We start from the raw sequence: 20,920 nt of genomic DNA on the forward strand, positions 1-20,920 counted from the left end.
TAAATATAGAAATAATTCAACATAATACTTTTTTATCAATGAAGCTTTTAATTAAAATTCTTCAACTGGCATACCAAGGAGTGTTAGAAACGCAATAGCGCCCCAAACTGCAGTAGTGGTAATTTAACGGGCAGCTTGGAGCTTAAGAGGATTTGATTAGCGATCAGTTAATTTTTTCTTTGCGCGCAATTTTCGCATTGACTCGCCCTTTAAATGCAGAACATGCGATTGATGTACTACCCGATCCAAAATAGCGTCTGCAAGTGTTGGGTCAGGAAACAAATCATGCCATTGCTCGAAAGGATATTGAGTGGTGAATAGTAAAGAGCCTGATCGCATTCTTTGATCAATAATATCCAATAGAACATGACCAACCGTAATATTTATCTGGCCATGTCCAAAATCATCAATAACTAATAATGCCGGTTTGATAAATTTGGTTTTTAAGCTGGCTAATGACCCGTCAGCCAGTGCAGTTGCAATATCTGAAAGAAGCTGATTACTACGTATGTAGATCACCGATATGCCGAGCCTGCATGCTTGGGTTCCAATAGCCGTTCCAAGCCATGTTTTGCCAGTACCCGTCGCACCGCGGATCGTTAAGTTTTGCTTTCGATGTACCCACTCACATGTCGCCAATGTTGAAATCAATGGCTTATCCAAGTCTCTACTAGGCCTGTCATCCAGATCCTCTAGTGAGCACCTCTCCGGAAAGCCCGCTGACTTAATAAACCGTTGTATACGTCGAGTTTCGCGATTGGTTATTTCGTAATCAACTAGCATGGCAAATCTCTCATCGAACGATTTTGCATTCAATTTTGGTTGATCCAGCTGCAAAGTGTAAGTGTCAGCCATTCCAGATAGCTTAAGTAAACGAAGGTTTGATAGGGTTTGTTCAACGATTGACATCTCAGTCTCCGAAATAATTTGGTCCTCGAACATCAGAGTGAACTGTTCGATTTATAGTCTGCGAAATTGCCCCAATATGGTGAGCTCTCAAATCAGCATCATTTTTAATAATGGATTCAATGCTTCGAAGCGCTGTGATATTCAAGCCTAGGGCATAGGTACATACAGCTTCAAAGCGTTCTTCGCCGTAAAGCTTCGAAATCTCGCGCATTTTTCGTGCAGCCCGGAGACCGTTAGTTGGATCGTGTCGCTCAGTTAAATGATAAGTAATCATTCTTTCTGTATGCTCGCCTGTATTCTTTGCCCATTTGAGTAAAGCTAGAGGCTCTCCTTCAAGAACGTTACGATGCGCTGCCGGCATATGATCTTCTATCCTGGAAAGGCCTCCAATTTCATTGTTGATTGCATGAACAGCGATACGTACATTTTTACGAAATACTTCAAGCATCCGATCATTGAATCTGATATCCACTGTTTCACCACGATACTTCCATGGAACGGAATAAAAGGACTTCTGGTGTTCGATAAGATAGTCGTCTCCAACTCGAATTGCATATCTCCAATTGGCATATTCATATCGTGTTTCGGGGAGCGGGCGTAAGGCTGGCAAATCAAGTGCTTCAAATCTACTTTTTCTACATCCTTCCATCTTCTTAAAAGGACGCTCATTCAGAGCAATATTCAATCGACGAATTTCTTGGTTTGCTTCTTCTAGGCTAAAAAATATCCGATCTCTTAAGGCGAACAGTACCCATCGTTGTGCGATCTGAACACCAGCTTCAGCTTTAGCATTTTGCTTAGGGGATTTAGGTTTGGTTGGTAGTGAAGCTGCCCCATAGTGTCGAAGAAAGTCTGAGTAAGCAGGATTGATAGTTATACGATCACGCTCTCGTCGACTTACAGCCGCCTTGAGGTTGTCACTAACAATCCAGTTCGGAATGCCTCCAAAGAACTCCAATGCATTGGTTTGAGCGCTAACCCAGCATTCTGATGTTTGTTGCCATACTGCTTCCAGATATGCATAGTTAGAGCAACCCATCACAGCCACAAAAAGTTGGGCATACCGTGATGGCTCTCCCGATAAGCTACGTATTTCTATGGTTTGGCCTGCAAAATCAGTAAACATTTTGTCACCAGGACGGTGTATTTGACGCATCACGAGTCTTTGTGCACTTCTCCACTTACGATACTCAGCAGTAAATTGTGAGTACCCTATACCGTCTGGATGGTTTTCTCGCCACTCTCGCCATAATTGCTCGCGAGTAGCTTCTGGCCTAAGCATTTCCCGATGAATCTCTCCCCAATCTGGTCTTTCTTTTTGAGGCTTTTCTTTTTCCGGGTCTGTGAGAGCTATATGCCAGGCATCATCGTCTAAGTGAGTTAATTCTTCAGAGCTTATGTTGCTACTCTTGATGGCATTAATGATCCGCGTAACTGTATTGGGAGATACCCCAATAACGCGACCGATTGCGCGTGACGATTGTTCAGGGGTATGGAAATGCAAACGTGCAATTTCGCGCTGCAAACGCATGGGAATCCGCATAAGGGATTTTCTCCTTTAAACAGACCAAGTGCATTTAACATTTACTTGGTCTTTTGAATAGTAGGGATGAAAAAGCCCATCGCGCATGACTTGACATCTTCATGCGCGGCGCAGATACTACGGGTTCAAGTGGATTACTTGATAGCAGTTCGCAACCCGAGGCCGGAATCCTCGGGTTTTGCGTTTATGGGCCCATATTGAATCAATCGTGATGATTAGGGCATTTCACTTCTCCTTCCAATAACACGCACGTGTTTTTCCCATCATTCTGAGTTGTCGTTTTTCTTGGTTTAAAAACATAGCGTGTGGGCCACAGTTCCTCAATTTCACACTGTAATAACTGTGCGATATGGCTTGCTACAGCATAAGCCGTTGTTCGATCATGGATCACATTGCTCACTACACCACTGGCGACGCCGAGGGTTCGTGCAATTTTCGCTTGGCTCATTCCAAGCTTGCGAAGGCGATAGTTGATTTCAATTCCGTCCATGATTAGTAATGACACAGCGTAAATTAAAGAGTAATCTATCTCTATTGAGTATTTTCTATAACTTAAGAGATAGCATAATATATCTTATACCGATATGAATAATCAAGACATCGATTTAACCCCCACCTCTAATCTGGATAGCTTAGGGACCAGACTGTCTTCATTGCTAGCAATGATTGGACTGAGTCAGGCCGAATTCGCCCGGCGGCTTAAGGTTTCGCAAGGTTTTGTAAGCGACGTTATAAGAGGTATTAAAAAGCCAGGAGCAGCATTCCTCTACGCCATAAAAATCGAATTTGGCATTTCAATAGACTGGCTACTTACTGGTGAAGGCACTTTAAAAGGTGAAACACAAATTGATATTCCATTACTGCAGATGATCCAACTTCAAATATCAATTGCTAGAAAGGCTATCTTAGAGAAGGATGTCGCCGCAAAGTCCATCATGTTGCTTATTCAAAATAACAAGCTCAATGAGGCTGCAGCCGATTCCGAGATTAAAAAATTTCTGGATAATATAGAGCATGAAACTGAGGATTTTGGCTTGGCGATTGAGCTTTACAATGGCCATTTGTTGACCGATGAAACATTACGTCAGCGTAATATCATGGCATCTGCTGTAGCCTATTTTGAATCCAGAACTCCTAAAGATCCAATAAACTTATTAACACAAACACAACCGATATCCCTTAGCCTCAACATAAGCTCTAATCAACGTAATGCTGGAAGAGACTACTACGAAGGGTAGTTATTCAGTCACATTAAGAGTGATATTTATTATGACCAATCAAGCTAACACTACAAACATCAATATCGCTGATCAGCAAAGAAATGCTAACCGAGATTACTATGAGTTTAACTTAGCATCTTCCATGAGAGTGTACATGTCAACTCGTTCAGATGATGACCTGGATAGGATAGCAGCTACGAATCAACGGATGTTCAAGTATCGATTTGGATTGACTGCTAATGCGACGGTACGATCCAAAATAATTGCCATCAAACGTCGATATAACTTAACCGACCCGGAAGTCAGAGCATTGGTTGGCTCCGGCCAAATCAGTGTTAAACAACACGAGGTATTTGCAACACCAGATAGGGTATCCCCCGTGCTTGGGTTCGTTTTTTTTGTAATTGTCAGCTTTATTTGTGGACTGAATATATTCTCAATCAGCATTGCGCAAACATCACCATGGACAGTTTTTATAGCTCTTGGAATGATATTCAGTGTGTGGGGACTGTGTATTTACTACACCAAGAAGTTTATGGTGGCTCCTTGGCGAATTCTGGAGCGATCTGGGATTCTTAAAGACATCCCGAACAGCAGTATTTTGGATAGTTTACTAATGCGCTCATTCATTGTTGATATGAGCTACAACACTCATAATCAGAATTAGTCTGTTCTTAACGGTGGAGCAACTAGGTTACTGCTGAGGGAACGCGGTAAACCAATCTTGATAATTCTCATCCAGCGGAATAATGCCAGGCATATCTTCATGTCTAGCTGGATGAATGCGCTCTATTACATCTCCAAACTTGCTTTTATATTTTTCCATTATTGCGTTGCCATAAGTCTCCAAATCCTTGCTCAGCAACCGACTGAAAAAGATGACATCATCATTCAGGCGGTGTATTGCTTGCATCAAATCGTGATATTGGGCATTGGTGTGCCCTTCCCCATAGGGCGTTGCAAAATATAAGGCTAGAAAAGCGCCCTTACGGTCTTCCAAAGAGAGCTTCTGAAATTCTGGAATCATTTCATTTCTCTTTACTATTGCTGTGTTCAGGGCCGATTGCATAGCGGTAATAGTAGATACAAGCGCTAAAGGCCTACCTGTGATCGATAAGTTTTCATAGACCTGCTTTTGAAGTGCTATTAACGGCACTTCTTGAACTGGTAAGCTAGATAAATTAGCTTGGTACTCAAAAACGACTTCTTTGGCGGTAGTCCCGTTTTTTTTGGTTAAAAGATATTCTTCATAAACAGATTTTGCTTGGAAATAACTGTCTATTAGATGTTTTGTATTTTGTTTTTTAAGAGAAATAGCAGCATTGCAAATCATAAATGAAAAAGTAATTGCAGCATTTGTATTTCGTATCTGCGTCTGGAACTCCTCTTTCTCTTTACTTCGCTCCGCAATATTTTGAGCAGCTTTGGCGCCAGCATAAGCACCTGCTAACGCGCCGACCAACGATGTTGTGAATGCTGAGTTTAATATGTTTTCCCAAGTTAAGAGATCCAATATCCAGTTCATTAAACAATTCTCCCAAATGACTATTTTATGTCTTCAAGTCCGTCAAATAACCTCACAGCGACGAGGTCATTTTCGTCAGCTTGCTGTTGCCTTACATTTATATTAACTTTGCTTCCAACTTTTTAATGCTTTAGTGGTTAAATGGATCATGGATCAAAAAAACATAACATCATTGACTGAAGCTGCAGCTCAAACACACTATCCCCCAGGATGGATAACTAAATCCATTGAGCTCAAGCCAAGTGGAAAGGCTCCAAAAAAATATGGGCCATTCACCTACCGTTTTGGTGCTTCTATGACACTTAGTGTAATCCTTCCACGAAGAGGTTGGACACTGGTCAAAAAATCAAAAAATTACGCCTACCTAACACCGCCTGCTGGAGAGTTAACACCCCCATTTTACATTTCAATCGCCGTACCACCAGATGACCTATGCCTTGAAATCGCTAGAGAATGTTACGCACAAGGAGAATCTTGGCTTGGTCAACTAGGTGAGTGGCCTGCTCAGTATTTACATGAACGAAATACTGACATGCTTAAGATCTCGCGAGATCCAGTAACTGGAGAAATGGTAAGTGAACTCCTTAAAAACCCGCCTAAATCAAGTTTGCACATTGGAGAATGGGGAGCCTGGAATGCTGATGTCACTGGGATTGCGGGGGATTTCGCCGTAGGTATATTCCCCCCGGGGTTTATTCGCACTGAGCAACTGCCAACACCGAACCTAACAGAGGGAACACCAAGAGAGGTTCTGCTTACGAGTTATGAGCGAAACGAAGAAGCTCGTCGACTTTGTATTGAGTACTATGGAGCTAAGTGCCAAGCATGCGGTTTGGTATATGAAAACAAATATGGTGTTATTGGTAAAGGTCTCATTCATGTTCATCATGTGACCCCATTAGCCGATATCGGTGAGGCATATCAAGTTGACCCCATTAAAGACCTCATTCCACTGTGCGCCTCATGTCACCATGTGGCCCACCACAGAAACCCTCCATACACTGTCAGCGAACTTCTAGCTGCTATTGCAGCTAGCGTTTAGCGATTGATACTACTCAATTCATCAGATACTTTCTTTTGCAGGTCAGCTAAACTCAAGCCTTCATTTGCAATCAGATAAGATAAAGTAAGTATTGTCAGCGGATGCACTCCGACTGCATTTGCTAGGCTATCAATCTTATCAACACTGGGTTTCTTTCTGCCATTCTCTAAAACTGACATATATGTTCTGCTTGATATGTCGCTAAAGTACTCTTGCGTCAATTCTTTACTCAATCGAATTTCTTTAATTGCCAAACCTAGTGCTTTTTGGATTTCCATATGAAGCCCCTATAAAGGAGCTTATATAGCCAAAATGTGTTCTAAAGGACTATAATCTAAAGGACACATTGATTAAATTTTCCGAAATAATGCTAGTAACTCTTCATGAGGATAATGTTCCGTTCAGGAAGTCCAAAGAGGACGGCTTACGTCCCAAATTTTGGCGTTATGCCTATTTAGTTAATTGCGATTACTGGTTCCATGCGAATTGCTCTTCCACAAAAGATGATGCAAGATCAATTGAGATAATTATTGGGGCTGATGATGATTTACTAAGCTTAATCAAAAATACCGATATAAAAATCAACCATATTTATCTGATGAACGCTACGCAAACAAACGGCTCCAGGACATGGCAAAAAGAAGTAATCAAATCGGTTTACCAGAATAATACTGAAGATGTGGAGAAGGTCACTATCGAACTCAATGATGGGCGATTGTTTAGCCTTTCAAAGAAAGAAAGCCTCATACAGATCAATAAAGTTTATTCATCTGAAAATTGTGAGATTGAATAACATTACAAGGCCGTGGTGCATGAGTAAAAAAATCGATGAAAAATCAGAAGGCCCTTATCTAACACCATCCACGCGCAAACTAATGCAGTTGCGTGAAGGTAAAGGCCCAGGCATGCTCAACGATCAGGAGATAGAGCTTTTACGTATGAGCCAGAGAGAAATTTCTATTGGTAGCAGTATTGCTTTTCAATCAATGATAAATAATGCTGATAGAAGTGGATATATTGGTATGCTCAGCGATAAAACCAGCTATAAAGCTACCATTGAAGAGATTGAAAATGCTATTCAGGATAGATGGGCGAAAGACGCTTGGAATACAAAGGAATAAATATGCTGAATGTAGCAATTTTCCTGAGTGTAATCGGTACGATTGTCGCCATCGGTTTGTCCGTTTTCGCCTATAAAATGCACAATTCCACTAACGTTTAATCTTCAACTAGAATAGCTAAGGCTGAGACAATGAAGCGTGAATCCATATCTTATAACAAGGCTTGCATTTATGAATTAGCGGTCAGTACTTTTGGTTCGGAATCTAAGGCTCATGAGTGGCTTCATCAATATCACCTTACTTTATGCATGACTCCCATGACAATGTGCGAATCAACTGCTGGTCTTGTAAAGGTTGAAAGAATTCTTAACGCAATCAATTATGGAGGCGTTGTTTGATCTAGCTTAAAGTGCTACCTAATAGGATTCTTTAATTTACAATAAATCAGTTGACCTTCCCATGGAGGGAAGCTTTAGACTGAACATATAGTTAATACAAGTTTCCGGATTATGAGCATGTCTAAAAAGACTTTAAGCGATGCCATCCAAAATATCTCACTTCCTATCGAAGGGATGACATGCGCCAGCTGCGTTGGGCGTGTTGAAGCCGCCTTAGCAAAGGTCCCTGGCGTAGAAAGTGTCTCAGTCAACCTGACAACTGAGCGAGCGACTATTCACGTTACCGAAGAGGTAAATCGCACAGCCTTGATCGAAGCTGTTCATAAAGTTGGTTATGAAGTTCCAACATCCAAGATAGAACTCAATGTTATTGGCATGACCTGTGCGTCATGTGTTGGGCGTGTTGAGAAAGCCCTCAGATCTGTACCAGGGGTCGTTGAAGCAACAGTTAACTTAGCCACTGAACGTGCCTCCATATATGGTTCTGCTGACCCAGCAGAATTGATTTCCGCGATCGAGCGTATCGGTTACGAAGCTAAGGTCGTTGACTCTCTATCCTCCTTACAGGCTGTAGCAGAAAATCAAAAAGAGATTGAATTACTCAAATTGAAGCGGGATCTCATTCTCGCAACAGCACTATCGTTACCAGTGTTTTTAATGGAAATGGGTGCGCATTTGATACCAGGTGTTCATGAATTAATCATGGATACCATTGGTATGAACACTAGTTGGTACATGCAGTTTGTGTTGACGGCTCTGGTACTGGCTTTCCCTGGTAGGCGCTTTTACCAGAAAGGCTTTCCTGCCCTGCTTAGGCTTGCTCCAGACATGAACTCGCTCGTAGCAGTAGGTACTGCTGCGGCTTTCGTATATTCAATAGTCGCGACCTTTGCTTCTGGACTGTTACCGGAAGGAACGGTCAATGTCTACTATGAGGCGGCTGCAGTCATTGTCGTTTTGATATTACTTGGCCGATTTCTGGAGGCTCGTGCCAAGGGGCGCACTTCCGAAGCAATCAAGCGCCTGGCAAAAATGCAGGTAAAAGAAGCGCATGTGATGCGCAATCATCGCTTTTTGGATGTGCCTATCAATGAAGTGGTGCTCAATGATGTGCTCGAAGTGCGACCTGGTGAGAGAGTGCCGGTGGACGGTGAAGTCACCAATGGTAAAAGTTTCGTTGATGAATCCATGATCACTGGTGAACCCATCCCTGTTGAGAAAACCCTGGGTAGTTCTGTAGTCGGAGGCACCATCAATCAGAAAGGGATGTTGGAGATGCGTGCGACAGCCGTTGGTAATCAAACCATGCTGGCTCAGATCATACGTATGGTCGAACAGGCACAAGGATCTAAGCTACCAATACAGGCGCTCGTAGATAAAGTGACTATGTGGTTTGTACCTGCCGTCATGGGTGCTGCTTTGCTAACATTTATCAGCTGGATGATTTTTGGTCCATCCCCTGCGTTGACCTTCGCATTAGTGAATGCAGTCTCCGTGTTGATCATTGCTTGTCCATGCGCCATGGGACTGGCCACGCCGACTTCAATCATGGTTGGAACGGGGCGAGGTGCCGAACTGGGCGTATTGTTCAGAAAAGGCGAAGCATTACAGTTACTCAAGGATGCCAAAGTCGTCGCAGTGGACAAAACCGGTACGCTAACGGAAGGACGGCCAGTGCTCACGGACCTCGAAGTTGCGGATGGTTTCGAGCGTAACAGTCTGCTTGCAAAAGTCGGAGCGGTTGAATCTAAATCTGAGCATCCAATTGCCCGCGCTATTGTGGCCGCTGCTACTGAAAATGGCCAATCACTACCGTCTTTAACAGACTTTGAGTCTGTGACTGGTATGGGCGTAAGAGCAAGTGTTGAGGGTGCTCTCGTGGAAGTGGGCGCTGATCGCTTCATGCGCCAACTGGGGTTAGATTTGAACGTCTTTGCGCAAACTGCTGAGCGGTTGGGTAAAGAAGGTAAGTCACCTTTATACGCCTCTATTAATGGTCAACTGGCTGGCATTATTGCAGTCGCTGATCCTATAAAAAATTCGACACCTGGTGCAATTGCCGCACTGCATCAGTTAGGTCTCAAAGTGGCTATGATTACTGGGGATAATGCCAAGACCGCACATGCAATCGCCCGCCAGCTTGGCATTGATGAAGTCATTGCTGAGGTCATGCCTGAGGGCAAGGTTGACACGGTACGCCGCTTGAAATCTACTTATGGGCAGATTGCTTTTGTGGGGGATGGTATTAATGATGCCCCCGCGCTGGCAGAAGCAGATGTAGGCCTGGCAATCGGGACCGGTACCGATATCGCAGTAGAATCAGCAGATGTCGTCTTGATGTCTGGCAATCTGCAAGGAGTGCCGAATGCGATTGCTTTATCCAAGGCAACGATAGGGAATATTCATCAAAACCTGTTCTGGGCATTTGCCTATAACACGGCTTTGATTCCAGTAGCGGCTGGGGTACTTTATCCTGCCTGGGGCTTATTACTCTCACCAGTGTTCGCTGCCGGAGCAATGGCTTTATCGAGCGTATTCGTTTTAGGGAATGCCTTGCGCTTACGGACATTCAAACCACCTTTAGTCGAATTCAACAATCCGCAAAATCTTTGAGTAATAATGCTTGACCTTGCCATTATTGGAACCTTTAAGCTTGTATCACTACCAATTATTCTTTAAGGAGTTGATCATGGAATTTCATATTGAAAATATGACCTGCGGTGGATGTGCAAGAGGTGTGACAAGTACCATTAAAGCCATAGATCCAGAAGCAAGCATTACAACGGACCCTCCTACAAGGACGGTCAACGTTGAAACCAGCGTTGCAAAAGACGAGATCGTTTCAGCGCTTATAGATGCTGGCTTTCCACCTGCAACCAAGTAATTCCTACCTGCCTGCTGAGTAATATCCGCAGGCTTTTTTTACCTATCACTTGGGCATGAACGATGAGTTTATTTAATATTGGGCAAGCTGCAAAGGCGTCGGGTATATCGACCAAAATGATCCGGCATTATGAAAGCGTCGCCCTGTTGCCTGCCGCTTCAAGAACTTTTGCGGGATATCGTCAATATTCTGAAAAAGATATCCATACGTTGAGGTTTATTCGACATTCCCGTGACTTAGGCTTTTCTATCAAGCAAATTGAGGAATTATTAAGCTTATGGCAAGACCCGAATCGGCCAAGCAGTAAAGTGAAAGAATTAGCAAATGCGCATGTTGAAGCCTTAAACCAAAAGATTCAAAGCCTGATGTCGATTAAGTCGGAGCTACAAAAGCTAGTACATTGCTGTAATGGGGATGATCGCCCAGAGTGCCCAATCCTGGAGCAGCTTGCGCTTAATCAAACATGAGGTAATTTCATAGGAAAGTTTCAGTTTGCCACTGAATCATTTTTAATTTAGGTATATCATAACCTTATCGTGAGAAAGCTAATTCACATCTTCGCTATTTGGCTTATTGCAATCATTTTACCGGTGCAGGGATTTGCAGCGGTCAGCATGATGAATTGTGAGAAGCCACAAAGCCAGCACAACCATGAAAGTGTAAGTGGTCATAGCCATGAACACCACGAGGGTGCTGTGGGTAGCCATGCTCACAAACATCAAGATGATACTAAGCACGCTTGTAATCATTGTTCCAAATGTTCAATCTGCTGTTCAGGCTTCGCCTTTGCAGGGTCGGGTGATGACCTCAAGCATCATTTGACTGTTGCCGGTAAAGTCATCGGTTTCATTATTCCAGATTTCACTAGTCACATCTCCTCCGGCCCTGAGCGACCTCCACGCCTCACCCTCATTTAGTATGTTATTGGCTACAGTCCTATCAGGTCTTTAGCCAGCAATCTATGCTTTTGCCTGCTTTGAGCAGCCAAAAGAATGCGTTTCCAATGGATGTTGGGAACTCTAAATGAGAGGTTTATATGAAATTTCCTACCTTAAAGAGAGCTTGGATAGCGTCTCTCAATCAATACTTACTATGTCTTGCAATGACATTGGTGTTTGGTATCGGTGCGTCTCTTGCAGAAGAAAGCACAGCACCGTACCAGTCCACGTTTGAAGATTACAAGGCGACAAGTAGTGACAATCAAACAGATTGGAAATCGCTAGATTCTTCAATTGCAGACCAAGGACATCAAATGTCAGGGATGCAGCACTCCTCGGATCAACCAATGAATCATGAAGCAATGGGACATAGTATGTCTCATGGCGATACGCATGCTTCACATGACTCAAAGTCACAGATGCCACCCATGGATCATGGCCATATGAAAGGCATGGACCATAGCAGCATGCCGGGGATGGACCATAGCAAAATGCGTGACATGAATAGTCAGGCTGAGGATATGGGCCACAGCATGGCAAGCATGGATCATAAATCATCTCCACCTGAAATGTCGGCACACACTCACGACCATGCCATGATGAACCATGCTGGCATGGATCATCACTCCATGCAAAATATGAGTCATTCAGGAAGTGATAGTGAAGAGGCTGTATCAATGACTGATGAGCAAGGAAATTCAGAGGGTGAACCTGTGGTAGAAGATCACTCAAGCCATATCCATGAGTCTTCAGAAGCCGTTAAACCAGAAGCGCCCTCAGAACACACCAGTTTCCAAATCATTCCAAATTTGCATCCCGCAGTCGTGCATTTCCCAATTGCGTTGACGATAGTGGCATTCATTTTAGGCCTGACTGCTCGCTTGTTCCGCCAGTCTGCATCGTCCACTTCATTGGCCGCCGCAGGATCTTACGTATTGATACTAGCCGCTGTGAGTGCTGTGGCTGCCGTTGGTTTTGGTTGGCTAGCATTCAACTCAATCATGAATCACGATGATGCTGGTCATGCTGCCATGTTGTTGCATCGAGCCTGGGCAATCCCTACTGCTGTTGGATTGGTGCTTGTTGCAATCTGGCACTCGTTGAAGTCGCGTCAGGACAGCCCGATGTCCATTCCCGTATTAGTTTGCCTAGCTGGTTTATCCCTGTCTGTAGCGACAACGGCATGGCTGGGTGGTGAAGTGGTCTATCGCCATGGGATTGGTGTTCTATCTTTACCTGCATCTGGTAGCCATCACCATGCTGGACACCACCATGGTGAAGCAAGTGAATCAGCAAACCCGGCTCAGGACAGTCATTCAGGTCATCAACATGCACCCTCTGAAGGAGGTTCACATGCGCACTAATTTTGAAAATCTCAGAGCACGCAGTGCCATTCTTGTTGCCGTAAGCTTGTTATTAAGTGGGTGCGCGACTTTCACAAAAGATGGCGGCATGAATGAGGTACAAAAACAAACTCAACCGCACCTGAAACAAGAGTATGAATGGGCTAAGACTGAAGAGTCCAAGAAGTCCCTGCAGGACAAGACTCAGACATTGCTCGCACAACCTTTGGATGTAGAGGGCGCAGTACAGGTGGCGCTTTATAATAACAAGGGCCTACAGGCTTCATTCTATGAACTGGGCATCTCGGAAGCAGACCTTGTACAGGCAGGCCGATTGCCTAATCCGCGCTTCTCTATGCTTTATGCACGTAATGGTGGTGAGTACAAGATTGAGCAGGCATTCACGTTCAACGTCTTCTCATTGATCACTATGCCTAAAGCTGTAGAGGTTGAAAAAAGACGTTTTGCCCAGGCACAAGCATCTACCGCCATAGAGGTGCTGAAACTCGCCTATCAGACACGTGCTGCGTATTTCAATGCTGTGGCCGCGACTGAATTGGCCAAGTATAGTGCACAAGTGAAAGAGTCTGCAGAGGCCAGTGCAGAGTTGGCTAAACGACTGCATGAAACCGGCAACTGGAATCGATTAGAGCAGATACGTGAGCAAAGCTTCTATGCTGATGCAGCCCTTGAATATGCCAATGCAAGAAACGCTGAAGTAAAGGCATATGAGGCTCTGGCCAGACAGTTGGGTGTGAAAGTCTCAGAGATCAAAATCCAATCCCGTTTGCCTGATCTGCCTAAATCTCTTTCGGAGTTACAGGCCTTTGAACAAAATGCCTATGAACAACGTTTGGACCTGCTGGTTAAGCGCTCTGAAATGGATGCCTTGGCTAAGCAACTTGGACTGACCAAAACTACGCGGTTCATTAATGTTATCGAACTAGGCCCTGCACGCGTATTGGAAGGCAGAAGGAGTGAGCCTTATAAAAAGGGTATCGATATTTCATTTGAAATACCGTTGTTTGATTGGAGTCAGGCCAAAGTGCCGCGTGCAGAGTCTATGTACATGCAGTCCGCCCAGGAAACTGCACAGTTGGTTATTAATGCGCAATCAGAAATTCGTGAGCGGTATAACACCTATCGCACCAAACATGATGTCACTCGTCACATCCGCGATGAGATTGTGCCCTTACGCAAACGCATATTGTATGAGGACCAACTACGTTACAACGGCATGCTCACAAGCCCATTTGAATTATTTGGCGATGCCAGGGCGCAAGTACAAAGCGTAAAAGGCTATATCGAATCATTACGCGACTTTTGGTTAGCTGATGCTGAATTGCAAGCTACTTTAGTCGCCAGTCCTCGTTTGATGGAAGGTCAATAAAATGACAACTATGGATAGAAGAAACTTTTTTAAATATGCTGGACTTGGCATGGCTGGCGTTGCAGCCAGTGCGGTAAGCAAAGTGGTATTAGCTGCCATTCCAGAAATCATCACCTCTGAGGTGGCAAACACACAAGAGCCACTTTATCCTGGTACAGGGCGCCCGTATCAGCCGGTGGTTACTTTGAATGGCTGGAGCCTTCCCTGGAAGATGAACAATGGTGTCAAAGAGTTTCACCTTGTTGCGGAGCCTGTCGTCAGAGAGATTGCACCGGGTATGAAAGCAAATCTCTGGGGCTACAATGGTCAAAGCCCTGGGCCGACCATTGAAGTCGTTGAAGGTGATCGCGTCCGTATCTTTGTGACAAACCGGTTACCCGAAAGGACAAGTGTGCACTGGCATGGTCAGCGTTTGCCCAACGGTATGGATGGTGTCAGCGGGCTGACACAACCAGCCATTGAGCCGGGTAAAACATTTGTGTATGAATTCGAAGCCAAACGCCCCGGCACATTTATGTATCACCCTCATGCAGATGAAATGCTACAAATGGCCATGGGTATGATGGGTAGTTGGATTACACACCCCAAGAACCCGAAATTTATGCCGGTGGATCGTGATTTTGTGTTTTTGCTTAATGCCTATGACATTGAGCCGGGCAGCTTCACACCTAAAGTGAATACCATGCTTGATTTCAATTTATGGACGTGGAATAGCCGTGCTTTCCCAGGAATCGATCCCATTGTGGTCCGTAAGGATGACCGTGTGCGCATACGGATTGGAAATCTTACAATGACAAACCACCCAATTCACATTCACGGCCATGAGTTTGAAGTCACCGGCACTGATGGTGGATGGGTGCCAAAAACTGCACGCTGGCCTGAAGTGACGACTGACATAGCGGTAGGCCAAATGCGTGCTATTGAGTTTATTGCTAACGAGCCAGGGGACTGGGCTTTCCATTGTCACAAAAGCCATCACACCATGAATGCTATGGGGCATGACTTTCCGACCATGATTGGTGTTAAGCAGAATGATTTGATGAAAAAGATCACTAATCTTGTTCCTGATTACATGTCTATGGGTGGGACAGGAATGTCTGAAATGGCTGAAATGAGCGAAATGCAAATGCCACTCCCGAAAAACACTTTACCGATGATGATGGGCAACGGACAGTTTGGATCGCTTGAGATGGGCGGGATGTTCACTACAGTGAAAGTCCGAGATGGACTCGCTAAAAATGACTATAAAAATCCAGGTGATTATAAACATCCAAACGGCACTGTAGCCCATGCAGTTGAAGTTGATTTATCCAAGGTTGAGCGTCAAAAGCCTCATACTGAAGGTGAGTTGGAGGTCAATGTCAGAAAACCAATTAACCATTCTGGTCATTAATATCGTCGTGACTTAGACTTTGGATATTGCTTTTAACTAAGACAAACGGCTTGCAAATACGCAAGCCGTTTTGTTATTTACTCCAATGGCCTAAAACCCATTCCCATTGATGTGTTCCATAATTCCAACGCCAATGTGCTTTAACCCATTTTGTTTTACCCAGCGGACGTAACGTTTGCAAATTTTGTAGTCTATCTGGTGGTTTTGGTGGCCTAGGAGGTTTGGGTGTCTTAATTTTAAAAGTAGCCATATACCCTCCAAATTAATGACAGTGATATGTACCAGTTTGGCGATCATGATGACAGCCATTTTTATCTGTACCACCGGAGTGGGCATTGGCAAGGCTTGAACTAACAATGATGCATACAGCAACTACAGCAATAATCCCTTTCATAGCAAAACCCCCTTTTTGAACATCGTTAAAGTGTTTCAAGTTTAAAAAAGTATGGACAGCTAGTTACTAAGCAGGCTCTATAGAAACCTGACAGCATAATAAAGAGTTGAGTCTTGAACTGCAATAAGATATGTGCTGCTCATTAGGACTGGAACGACTGCTCAATACGCTGGAATGACTGCTCAAAATGAATGGAATACACATGTTACTATCAGTTAATGCTTAAAAGCCTTAGTGAGAAGTCACTCAACGAGGCTCAAATTACCTATTGAGCAATCTGTATCACTGGAGAGTAAATGAACGATACATCCAAACCAGAAGAGAAGAGCTATTTTTCCCAAATTCTCGAATCCCCTGGAGTGAAGTTCCTCAACCAACTCCATGCTCGAAGCTTCTCGCTTAATACATTCCAAATGAATGCTTCGGAGCTAATCGAAGCAACATTGAAAGTTAACGATCCTGAACACGGACTCTCTCTAATGTCGCAAGATCATAGAGATGCAGGGCGACAGGCGCATAGAGAGCTAAGTAGACATATCCACAATTTTGTAGCTTCTGCAAAGGCTCTTGTCGACCATACTCGCGTGTTCATGAGGGAACACTATGCAGGAACCGAAACTTACAAAAAATATGATGCCCAAGTCACCAACACCTTTAGCAAAAACGCGGTATCAAAATTCGTTCATGATCTTAGAAACTATATTTTGCACAGAGGCATGCCTAACTCGCATATGTTTCTCTCAATGAAACAAGATCCCTCTTTACCAGAATTAGGAGCAACAATTACGAGTGGAATTCGATTCGATACGAAATCGCTACTTGAATGGTCTGGGTGGACCGCGCCGTCAAAAGGATATATAGCGCAGAACGGCGAATTTATTAATATCTCTCCATTTGTTGAAGAATACTTAGTTCGAGTTAATAGCTTTAATGATTGGCTAGACACTTTGCTACGTGAACATCACGCTTCTGATTTGGCCGAACTAACAAGACTCCAAGAATTAGATGCTTTAACAACTAGCACTGCCAATAACAATTCAAATTTACAGGCCCTACCCTCAGATAATTCAATCCAAGAAGAGGCGCTATCAGCAGAACCATTCACATTTTTAGCTCAAGAAGCAATTGTGATTAACGAAATGTGCAATGTACTTTTGTCAAAAATTAGCGAGATATTACTTCCGCCTAATGTATCTAACAACTTTCCAACTCAACGGCCAGTAGCTACTACAATAACTGACAAAGACATAATAGGCTCGCCTAAATATACGGGGGCAGATATTAATGGTGAAGATATTTGTGCTTTTATCTTCAATAATAAAAAACTATTTGGCTTGAAGATATCTGAATTGGAAGAGCTAGAAGACATCTGTGACACAGTCCACCAAACACCTTGGACAAAAAATAAATTAAGTCGCGGCTTTATTCGGAATGAGTTCTTTGAATGGGCTCAAAAAAATTATTTAAGCGACAAGAAAAACTCATTTACCGAGGCCATTATTGCAAAGAGCAGGGCCAAGGTCACACATTACGAATTGTGGGCCCCAATATCCCATTTAGAAGTAGAATCATCCTTCGAGTTTGGTTCTGTAACAATCTCGCCAATTACATCTGACAGAATTGATGATATTGAAAAGATATCCGCTACCATCCAAAGTCAGAAAATTGAGGTAGAAAAGTTTTTTCTAAAAATGCGAGGAGACTTGCAAGATCTTGCAGCGGTTGTAATCAGCTCGGAGGTTGAACCTGAATTAGCATATGAGAAAGGATTAATTACAGCGCAAGATGTTGTAAGTTTATTGAGGTTCTTTTCGCCTGGAGCTTCTGCATCTTGGGTACTGTGTCCGATCGATCTTTATGGCCAAGAAATCATTCCCAAATCCAAGTTATTTCTAACTACCAAATCGTCCTTTTCAATGAGAGAGAGTATTCTTTCCAAAGGAATTGGCGAGTGGAGGCTCTCGACGACAGGCTTGGAGCATCTCGAAGAAATGGGACTAGGTTATGCTGGGAAGCTTGTAAACCCTATTGGATTAAATGACTTTGCCACTTCGGTTCGTACAAGTATTATTCAATACAGCAAGGGGACAACTTTTCCCACAATAATGGATCGGCTCTCCCATGCCCTCCTTGCAATCGAAGAAATCCTTTTAAAGCATGAATTGGAGCACGTTGAACCCAGAATTGCTAATCGATTAAGTTTGATGCTATCTGGTGATCAATCAGAACGTGCTGAGATAGCAAATAATGTGCGCCAAATTTATTGGCTTATAGATCAACCAAAGGCTAACCAACTTACTTCCCGAGAGCAAGAGCTCGTAGCCCAATTCACCTTCAATGCGCATCAAGGCCTTCAAGTTGCATTAAAAAATATTGAGATATTTCAATTCAAGGCTGAATTTATAGATGCAGTAGAACGATCCAAGTGAGCCAGATAGCAGCTAAATAGTCCAGAATTGAACAAACGCCTCTAAATGGAAGGTTGGATTACCTCAAAACCTCCATCGCAGAACTGTAGATTCACAGCGAGGGCTTGAAGCAACTTCACAAGCCAATAGTTGGCTCCTCTAGATACTTCAATCTCAGTTGCCCTCTCATTAAGTTTATTGGCTACCCTATTCGGATCCTGATTTGGACCATAAACTTTCTTTAAGGCACCGTATAGCTCTCCCAGGTGATCCAACCCCATTCTTCGATAGCGATCAGCCAGATCCATTTCGGAAAAATGAAAGGAAATATGTTGAAAGGTCTGAGCTGACATGCCAACTGGTTGAATAATTTGGTATGTCAAAACAAGTGAACCCTGTGCCATTCTAGTGCCCACACTTAGAAATGGTAAATCAGGAATAGCATCAAAATACGGATGTAAAAACTTCCTAATATTTGTACCTCTATCTAAAATCTTATCTCGTTTCTTGGTATTACAAGGTGAGCAGCTAGGAATCAAATTAATCGGCAAAACCGAGAATTCAGGATACCGCTCTTTTGGCAAATAATGATCAAGCGTTGAAGACTCACTAATACTGCAAAATGGGCATCTAACAACTTTAAGAATTTCAGCACGAAGGCTTGCCATTGGCTTCGTTTCAGATTCATAAGCATGATGCAAAGAATTTTTTTGATTCAAAGTCAGCGCTGCAACTGCAAGTCCTCCAACATTCGGTACAGTAGCAACATAATTTGCATATGCTTGCAATATCCGCGGTCTTGCGGATGTCATGTGACCTTGATTAGGGGCCTTTTTTGCCTGAGTAATTTCATCAAACACAGTGATCGCATTTATTCCAATTGGGGTAACTGTCCTCATGTGCTACTCCTGCATTTCATCTTGCACACTTATAATGTAAGAGCGGGCTGCAAACCCTAATTTTCTTTCAAAAAACTCTTCAATTTCTTCCAGAGAATATTTTTTCGCAAGGGGCTTCAAAGTTTCATGCCAATCGGTCGCTTGCTCGCCTAGATTAAAGGTCTCTTTAGTGATAACTCCAATACTTTCAGCGAAAGTTTCATTTAAAGGTGTAGAAACAAAGTTTTCATTTCCTGTCCGTCGTAATACACGAACGCATTTCGCAGGTGTTTCTTGTAATACAACCGGAGAGTGAGTTGCAATAATCGCGTATGCATCAAAAGCATCAAGACAATTTCTAACGCTCCTCAAGAATGCTGCGAGCAAAGGAGGATGAAGATGTGTCTCAGGTTCATCTATAAGGACAAGTGTTGGAGTAAAACCGGCAATGTGGGCAGTTAACTCTGTCACAATTTTTAGAGCGACTTTGTGACCGCTACTCAACGATCCAAAAACTTTTGCGAAATCGGTCTTATTCTTAATAGCATAGAGAGGATTTAGACCAATTCTTTGAAATGAGGGATCATTAAAGAGGGGCCTCAACATTTCAAGAAGAATGTCCATTCTATTAGACTTTTGAACACGTTTAAGGGCTATTAGAAATTCATCTTGTATTTCAGCCGGTGTTCGCAAGCGATAAGTAGGCTCTCCATCTGAATCATCTTCTGACCGCTCACGTAAGCCACAATAAACGTAGCCAAACAGCTCACCATCCTCTTCAAGCTTTTTCTTTTCAATCTTTGTTTTTCCAGGAATAGCGAAGGTATCGAAAGCGCTGTAAGACACAACAATTACTGTTTTGAAAGGAGATGGATTCCCAACAAATCTTCCAGCATCATTGCTTAGTACAGCTTCTTTATTGCTGTAACCATATCCGCTTGCAACAATAGCCAAATTTGATAGCAACCTAGTCTTGCCAGTGCCGTTGTAGCCGATTATTGCATTGATCCTATTCGGTAATCTATTCCGCTTGCGGAAATCGAACTCCACTGTGAAAGGTTTGGCGTCGCTAGCTACGCGTGTTTTAAATTTGACTTTGAAGCCTGCACTGCGACGTTTTAGTGGCATTGATGAAGCTTTAAGGAGTTTCTCAGCATCAACTATTCTGCGCTCGGCACCGCCAAATCGCAGAATCGAGACACGATAAGCCTCTGTATCTTCTACTGCCGCTTTTGCATCATCACTAAATGCAATATCTCGTAGCCCCCTCAGAAAAGGACGAAAAACTTGTGGGCCTAGGTTATAAAGAGTTTCGTAGTAGTCAAGACTTGAGCCTATTGAAGCATGCTTTTCTGAGAGCTGCTCAAATGGTTCATTTGGTAAGTTCGTATAGCCCGAAGTTCTATCCGATTCAATAATTTTTATGCTACCAAGATCTTCTACATGGGTATCTGAAAGATGCAAGACAACATGAAATGTAGTTTTATAACCGAAATCATCCCAATTATCTTGGGTTAACACCGCATGCGGATATTGCTTCGGCTTTGGTTTGTCTTTTTTTATGAAATGAACAAAGAATTGCATATCAATCCCT

The 20,920-nt window shown here is 43.3% G+C and carries 22 protein-coding genes; 13 read left to right on the forward strand and 9 right to left on the reverse strand.

Annotated elements, in window-relative coordinates; genetic code table 11:
- Positions 1-156 precede the first annotated feature (156 nt).
- The 3 genes from istB to ACTS9Y_RS04575 form a co-directional block, all read right to left on the reverse strand.
- Complete coding sequence (gene istB, locus ACTS9Y_RS04565) at positions 157-909, reverse strand: IS21-like element helper ATPase IstB (protein WP_442584794.1); 753 nt, start codon at positions 907-909, stop codon at positions 157-159.
- Position 910: 1 nt separating this feature from the next.
- Positions 911-2,440 (reverse strand): IS21 family transposase, encoded by a 1,530-nt coding sequence (gene istA / locus ACTS9Y_RS04570; protein WP_442584795.1) that lies wholly within the window; start codon positions 2,438-2,440, stop codon positions 911-913.
- A gap of 214 nt (positions 2,441-2,654) precedes the next feature.
- Entirely contained in the window at positions 2,655-2,942 is a 288-nt protein-coding gene (locus ACTS9Y_RS04575) for a helix-turn-helix domain-containing protein (RefSeq protein WP_442584796.1), read from the reverse strand.
- Between the two features lie 94 nt (positions 2,943-3,036).
- Here ACTS9Y_RS04575 and ACTS9Y_RS04580 point away from each other — a divergent pair, with 94 nt between their 5' ends.
- Positions 3,037-3,690: a helix-turn-helix domain-containing protein gene (locus ACTS9Y_RS04580; protein WP_442584797.1), complete on the forward strand. Its 654-nt coding sequence runs from the start codon at positions 3,037-3,039 to the stop codon at positions 3,688-3,690.
- Positions 3,691-3,721: 31 nt separating this feature from the next.
- A complete protein-coding gene (locus ACTS9Y_RS04585; protein WP_442584798.1) occupies positions 3,722-4,339 on the forward strand; it encodes a hypothetical protein in 618 nt (205 codons plus the stop codon).
- A gap of 27 nt (positions 4,340-4,366) precedes the next feature.
- Here the strand turns inward: ACTS9Y_RS04585 and ACTS9Y_RS04590 are convergent, their stop codons facing one another.
- On the reverse strand, positions 4,367-5,197 hold the full coding sequence (locus ACTS9Y_RS04590) for a hypothetical protein (protein ID WP_442584799.1): 831 nt from the start codon (positions 5,195-5,197) through the stop codon (positions 4,367-4,369).
- Positions 5,198-5,345: 148 nt separating this feature from the next.
- On the opposite strand from ACTS9Y_RS04590, the gene ACTS9Y_RS04595 reads away from it, so the two are divergent.
- The gene (locus ACTS9Y_RS04595; protein ID WP_442584800.1) at positions 5,346-6,239 is read left to right on the forward strand and encodes an HNH endonuclease; all 894 of its coding nucleotides are present in this window, start codon (positions 5,346-5,348) and stop codon (positions 6,237-6,239) included.
- Here ACTS9Y_RS04595 and ACTS9Y_RS04600 read toward each other — a convergent pair.
- Positions 6,236-6,517, reverse strand: coding sequence for a helix-turn-helix domain-containing protein (locus tag ACTS9Y_RS04600; RefSeq protein WP_442584801.1), 282 nt, complete (start codon positions 6,515-6,517; stop codon positions 6,236-6,238). The two genes, ACTS9Y_RS04595 and ACTS9Y_RS04600, sit on opposite strands and share 4 nt — an antisense overlap.
- Before the next feature lie 68 nt (positions 6,518-6,585).
- Here ACTS9Y_RS04600 and ACTS9Y_RS04605 point away from each other — a divergent pair, with 68 nt between their 5' ends.
- The 9 genes from ACTS9Y_RS04605 to ACTS9Y_RS04645 all read left to right on the forward strand — a co-directional run bounded on the left by ACTS9Y_RS04605 (position 6,586) and on the right by ACTS9Y_RS04645 (position 15,646).
- On the forward strand, positions 6,586-7,032 hold the full coding sequence (locus tag ACTS9Y_RS04605) for a hypothetical protein (RefSeq protein ID WP_442584802.1): 447 nt from the start codon (positions 6,586-6,588) through the stop codon (positions 7,030-7,032).
- 19 nt (positions 7,033-7,051) lie between these two features.
- On the forward strand, positions 7,052-7,360 hold the full coding sequence (locus ACTS9Y_RS04610; RefSeq protein ID WP_442584803.1) for a hypothetical protein: 309 nt from the start codon (positions 7,052-7,054) through the stop codon (positions 7,358-7,360).
- A 131-nt stretch (positions 7,361-7,491) separates the two neighbouring features.
- Positions 7,492-7,698: an antitoxin Xre/MbcA/ParS toxin-binding domain-containing protein gene (locus ACTS9Y_RS04615; RefSeq protein ID WP_442584804.1), complete on the forward strand. Its 207-nt coding sequence runs from the start codon at positions 7,492-7,494 to the stop codon at positions 7,696-7,698.
- Between the two features lie 117 nt (positions 7,699-7,815).
- Positions 7,816-10,311 carry a heavy metal translocating P-type ATPase gene (locus ACTS9Y_RS04620; protein WP_442584805.1) on the forward strand — a complete coding sequence of 832 codons (2,496 nt, stop codon included), beginning with the start codon at positions 7,816-7,818 and terminating at the stop codon, positions 10,309-10,311.
- Positions 10,312-10,387: 76 nt separating this feature from the next.
- Positions 10,388-10,582 carry a heavy-metal-associated domain-containing protein gene (locus ACTS9Y_RS04625; protein ID WP_442584806.1) on the forward strand — a complete coding sequence of 65 codons (195 nt, stop codon included), beginning with the start codon at positions 10,388-10,390 and terminating at the stop codon, positions 10,580-10,582.
- 62 nt (positions 10,583-10,644) lie between these two features.
- The gene (cueR, locus tag ACTS9Y_RS04630) at positions 10,645-11,049 is read left to right on the forward strand and encodes a Cu(I)-responsive transcriptional regulator (RefSeq protein ID WP_442584807.1); all 405 of its coding nucleotides are present in this window, start codon (positions 10,645-10,647) and stop codon (positions 11,047-11,049) included.
- A 569-nt stretch (positions 11,050-11,618) separates the two neighbouring features.
- Positions 11,619-12,884 (forward strand): DUF2231 domain-containing protein, encoded by a 1,266-nt coding sequence (locus ACTS9Y_RS04635; RefSeq protein WP_442584808.1) that lies wholly within the window; start codon positions 11,619-11,621, stop codon positions 12,882-12,884.
- Positions 12,874-14,253: a TolC family protein gene (locus ACTS9Y_RS04640; protein WP_442584809.1), complete on the forward strand. Its 1,380-nt coding sequence runs from the start codon at positions 12,874-12,876 to the stop codon at positions 14,251-14,253. The genes ACTS9Y_RS04635 and ACTS9Y_RS04640 overlap by 11 nt, the downstream gene beginning before the upstream one ends.
- 1 nt (position 14,254) lies before the next feature.
- Complete coding sequence (locus ACTS9Y_RS04645) at positions 14,255-15,646, forward strand: multicopper oxidase family protein (protein ID WP_442584810.1); 1,392 nt, start codon at positions 14,255-14,257, stop codon at positions 15,644-15,646.
- A 73-nt stretch (positions 15,647-15,719) separates the two neighbouring features.
- Here the strand turns inward: ACTS9Y_RS04645 and ACTS9Y_RS04650 are convergent, their stop codons facing one another.
- Positions 15,720-15,896: a hypothetical protein gene (locus ACTS9Y_RS04650; protein WP_442584811.1), complete on the reverse strand. Its 177-nt coding sequence runs from the start codon at positions 15,894-15,896 to the stop codon at positions 15,720-15,722.
- 12 nt (positions 15,897-15,908) lie between these two features.
- Positions 15,909-16,040 carry a YHYH domain-containing protein gene (locus ACTS9Y_RS04655; protein WP_442584812.1) on the reverse strand — a complete coding sequence of 44 codons (132 nt, stop codon included), beginning with the start codon at positions 16,038-16,040 and terminating at the stop codon, positions 15,909-15,911.
- A gap of 296 nt (positions 16,041-16,336) precedes the next feature.
- Here ACTS9Y_RS04655 and ACTS9Y_RS04660 point away from each other — a divergent pair, with 296 nt between their 5' ends.
- On the forward strand, positions 16,337-18,469 hold the full coding sequence (locus ACTS9Y_RS04660) for a hypothetical protein (RefSeq protein WP_442584813.1): 2,133 nt from the start codon (positions 16,337-16,339) through the stop codon (positions 18,467-18,469).
- A gap of 41 nt (positions 18,470-18,510) precedes the next feature.
- Here ACTS9Y_RS04660 and ACTS9Y_RS04665 read toward each other — a convergent pair whose 3' ends face one another.
- Together ACTS9Y_RS04665 and ACTS9Y_RS04670 are read right to left on the reverse strand one after the other, a co-directional pair.
- On the reverse strand, positions 18,511-19,347 hold the full coding sequence (locus ACTS9Y_RS04665; RefSeq protein ID WP_442584814.1) for an HNH endonuclease: 837 nt from the start codon (positions 19,345-19,347) through the stop codon (positions 18,511-18,513).
- A gap of 3 nt (positions 19,348-19,350) precedes the next feature.
- Positions 19,351-20,910: an AAA family ATPase gene (locus ACTS9Y_RS04670; protein ID WP_442584815.1), complete on the reverse strand. Its 1,560-nt coding sequence runs from the start codon at positions 20,908-20,910 to the stop codon at positions 19,351-19,353.
- Positions 20,911-20,920: the final 10 nt, after the last annotated feature.

The organism is Methylophilus sp. (assembly GCF_052173275.1).
GTDB lineage: Bacteria > Pseudomonadota > Gammaproteobacteria > Burkholderiales > Methylophilaceae > Methylophilus.

Excerpts from the sequence above, each read along its gene's own strand:
- istB (WP_442584794.1), bottom strand. The coding sequence starts at position 909 with ATGTCAATCGTTGAACAAACCCTATCAAACCTTCGTTTACTTAAGCTA.
- istA (WP_442584795.1), bottom strand. The coding sequence starts at position 2,440 with ATGCGTTTGCAGCGCGAAATTGCACGTTTGCATTTCCATACCCCTGAA.
- ACTS9Y_RS04575 (WP_442584796.1), bottom strand. The coding sequence starts at position 2,942 with ATGGACGGAATTGAAATCAACTATCGCCTTCGCAAGCTTGGAATGAGC.
- ACTS9Y_RS04580 (WP_442584797.1), top strand. The coding sequence starts at position 3,037 with ATGAATAATCAAGACATCGATTTAACCCCCACCTCTAATCTGGATAGC.
- ACTS9Y_RS04585 (WP_442584798.1), top strand. The coding sequence starts at position 3,722 with ATGACCAATCAAGCTAACACTACAAACATCAATATCGCTGATCAGCAA.
- ACTS9Y_RS04590 (WP_442584799.1), bottom strand. The coding sequence starts at position 5,197 with ATGAACTGGATATTGGATCTCTTAACTTGGGAAAACATATTAAACTCA.
- ACTS9Y_RS04595 (WP_442584800.1), top strand. The coding sequence starts at position 5,346 with ATGGATCAAAAAAACATAACATCATTGACTGAAGCTGCAGCTCAAACA.
- ACTS9Y_RS04600 (WP_442584801.1), bottom strand. The coding sequence starts at position 6,517 with ATGGAAATCCAAAAAGCACTAGGTTTGGCAATTAAAGAAATTCGATTG.
- ACTS9Y_RS04610 (WP_442584803.1), top strand. The coding sequence starts at position 7,052 with ATGAGTAAAAAAATCGATGAAAAATCAGAAGGCCCTTATCTAACACCA.
- ACTS9Y_RS04615 (WP_442584804.1), top strand. The coding sequence starts at position 7,492 with ATGAAGCGTGAATCCATATCTTATAACAAGGCTTGCATTTATGAATTA.
- ACTS9Y_RS04620 (WP_442584805.1), top strand. The coding sequence starts at position 7,816 with ATGTCTAAAAAGACTTTAAGCGATGCCATCCAAAATATCTCACTTCCT.
- ACTS9Y_RS04625 (WP_442584806.1), top strand. The coding sequence starts at position 10,388 with ATGGAATTTCATATTGAAAATATGACCTGCGGTGGATGTGCAAGAGGT.
- cueR (WP_442584807.1), top strand. The coding sequence starts at position 10,645 with ATGAGTTTATTTAATATTGGGCAAGCTGCAAAGGCGTCGGGTATATCG.
- ACTS9Y_RS04635 (WP_442584808.1), top strand. The coding sequence starts at position 11,619 with ATGAAATTTCCTACCTTAAAGAGAGCTTGGATAGCGTCTCTCAATCAA.
- ACTS9Y_RS04640 (WP_442584809.1), top strand. The coding sequence starts at position 12,874 with ATGCGCACTAATTTTGAAAATCTCAGAGCACGCAGTGCCATTCTTGTT.
- ACTS9Y_RS04645 (WP_442584810.1), top strand. The coding sequence starts at position 14,255 with ATGACAACTATGGATAGAAGAAACTTTTTTAAATATGCTGGACTTGGC.
- ACTS9Y_RS04650 (WP_442584811.1), bottom strand. The coding sequence starts at position 15,896 with ATGGCTACTTTTAAAATTAAGACACCCAAACCTCCTAGGCCACCAAAA.
- ACTS9Y_RS04655 (WP_442584812.1), bottom strand. The coding sequence starts at position 16,040 with ATGAAAGGGATTATTGCTGTAGTTGCTGTATGCATCATTGTTAGTTCA.
- ACTS9Y_RS04660 (WP_442584813.1), top strand. The coding sequence starts at position 16,337 with ATGAACGATACATCCAAACCAGAAGAGAAGAGCTATTTTTCCCAAATT.
- ACTS9Y_RS04665 (WP_442584814.1), bottom strand. The coding sequence starts at position 19,347 with ATGAGGACAGTTACCCCAATTGGAATAAATGCGATCACTGTGTTTGAT.
- ACTS9Y_RS04670 (WP_442584815.1), bottom strand. The coding sequence starts at position 20,910 with ATGCAATTCTTTGTTCATTTCATAAAAAAAGACAAACCAAAGCCGAAG.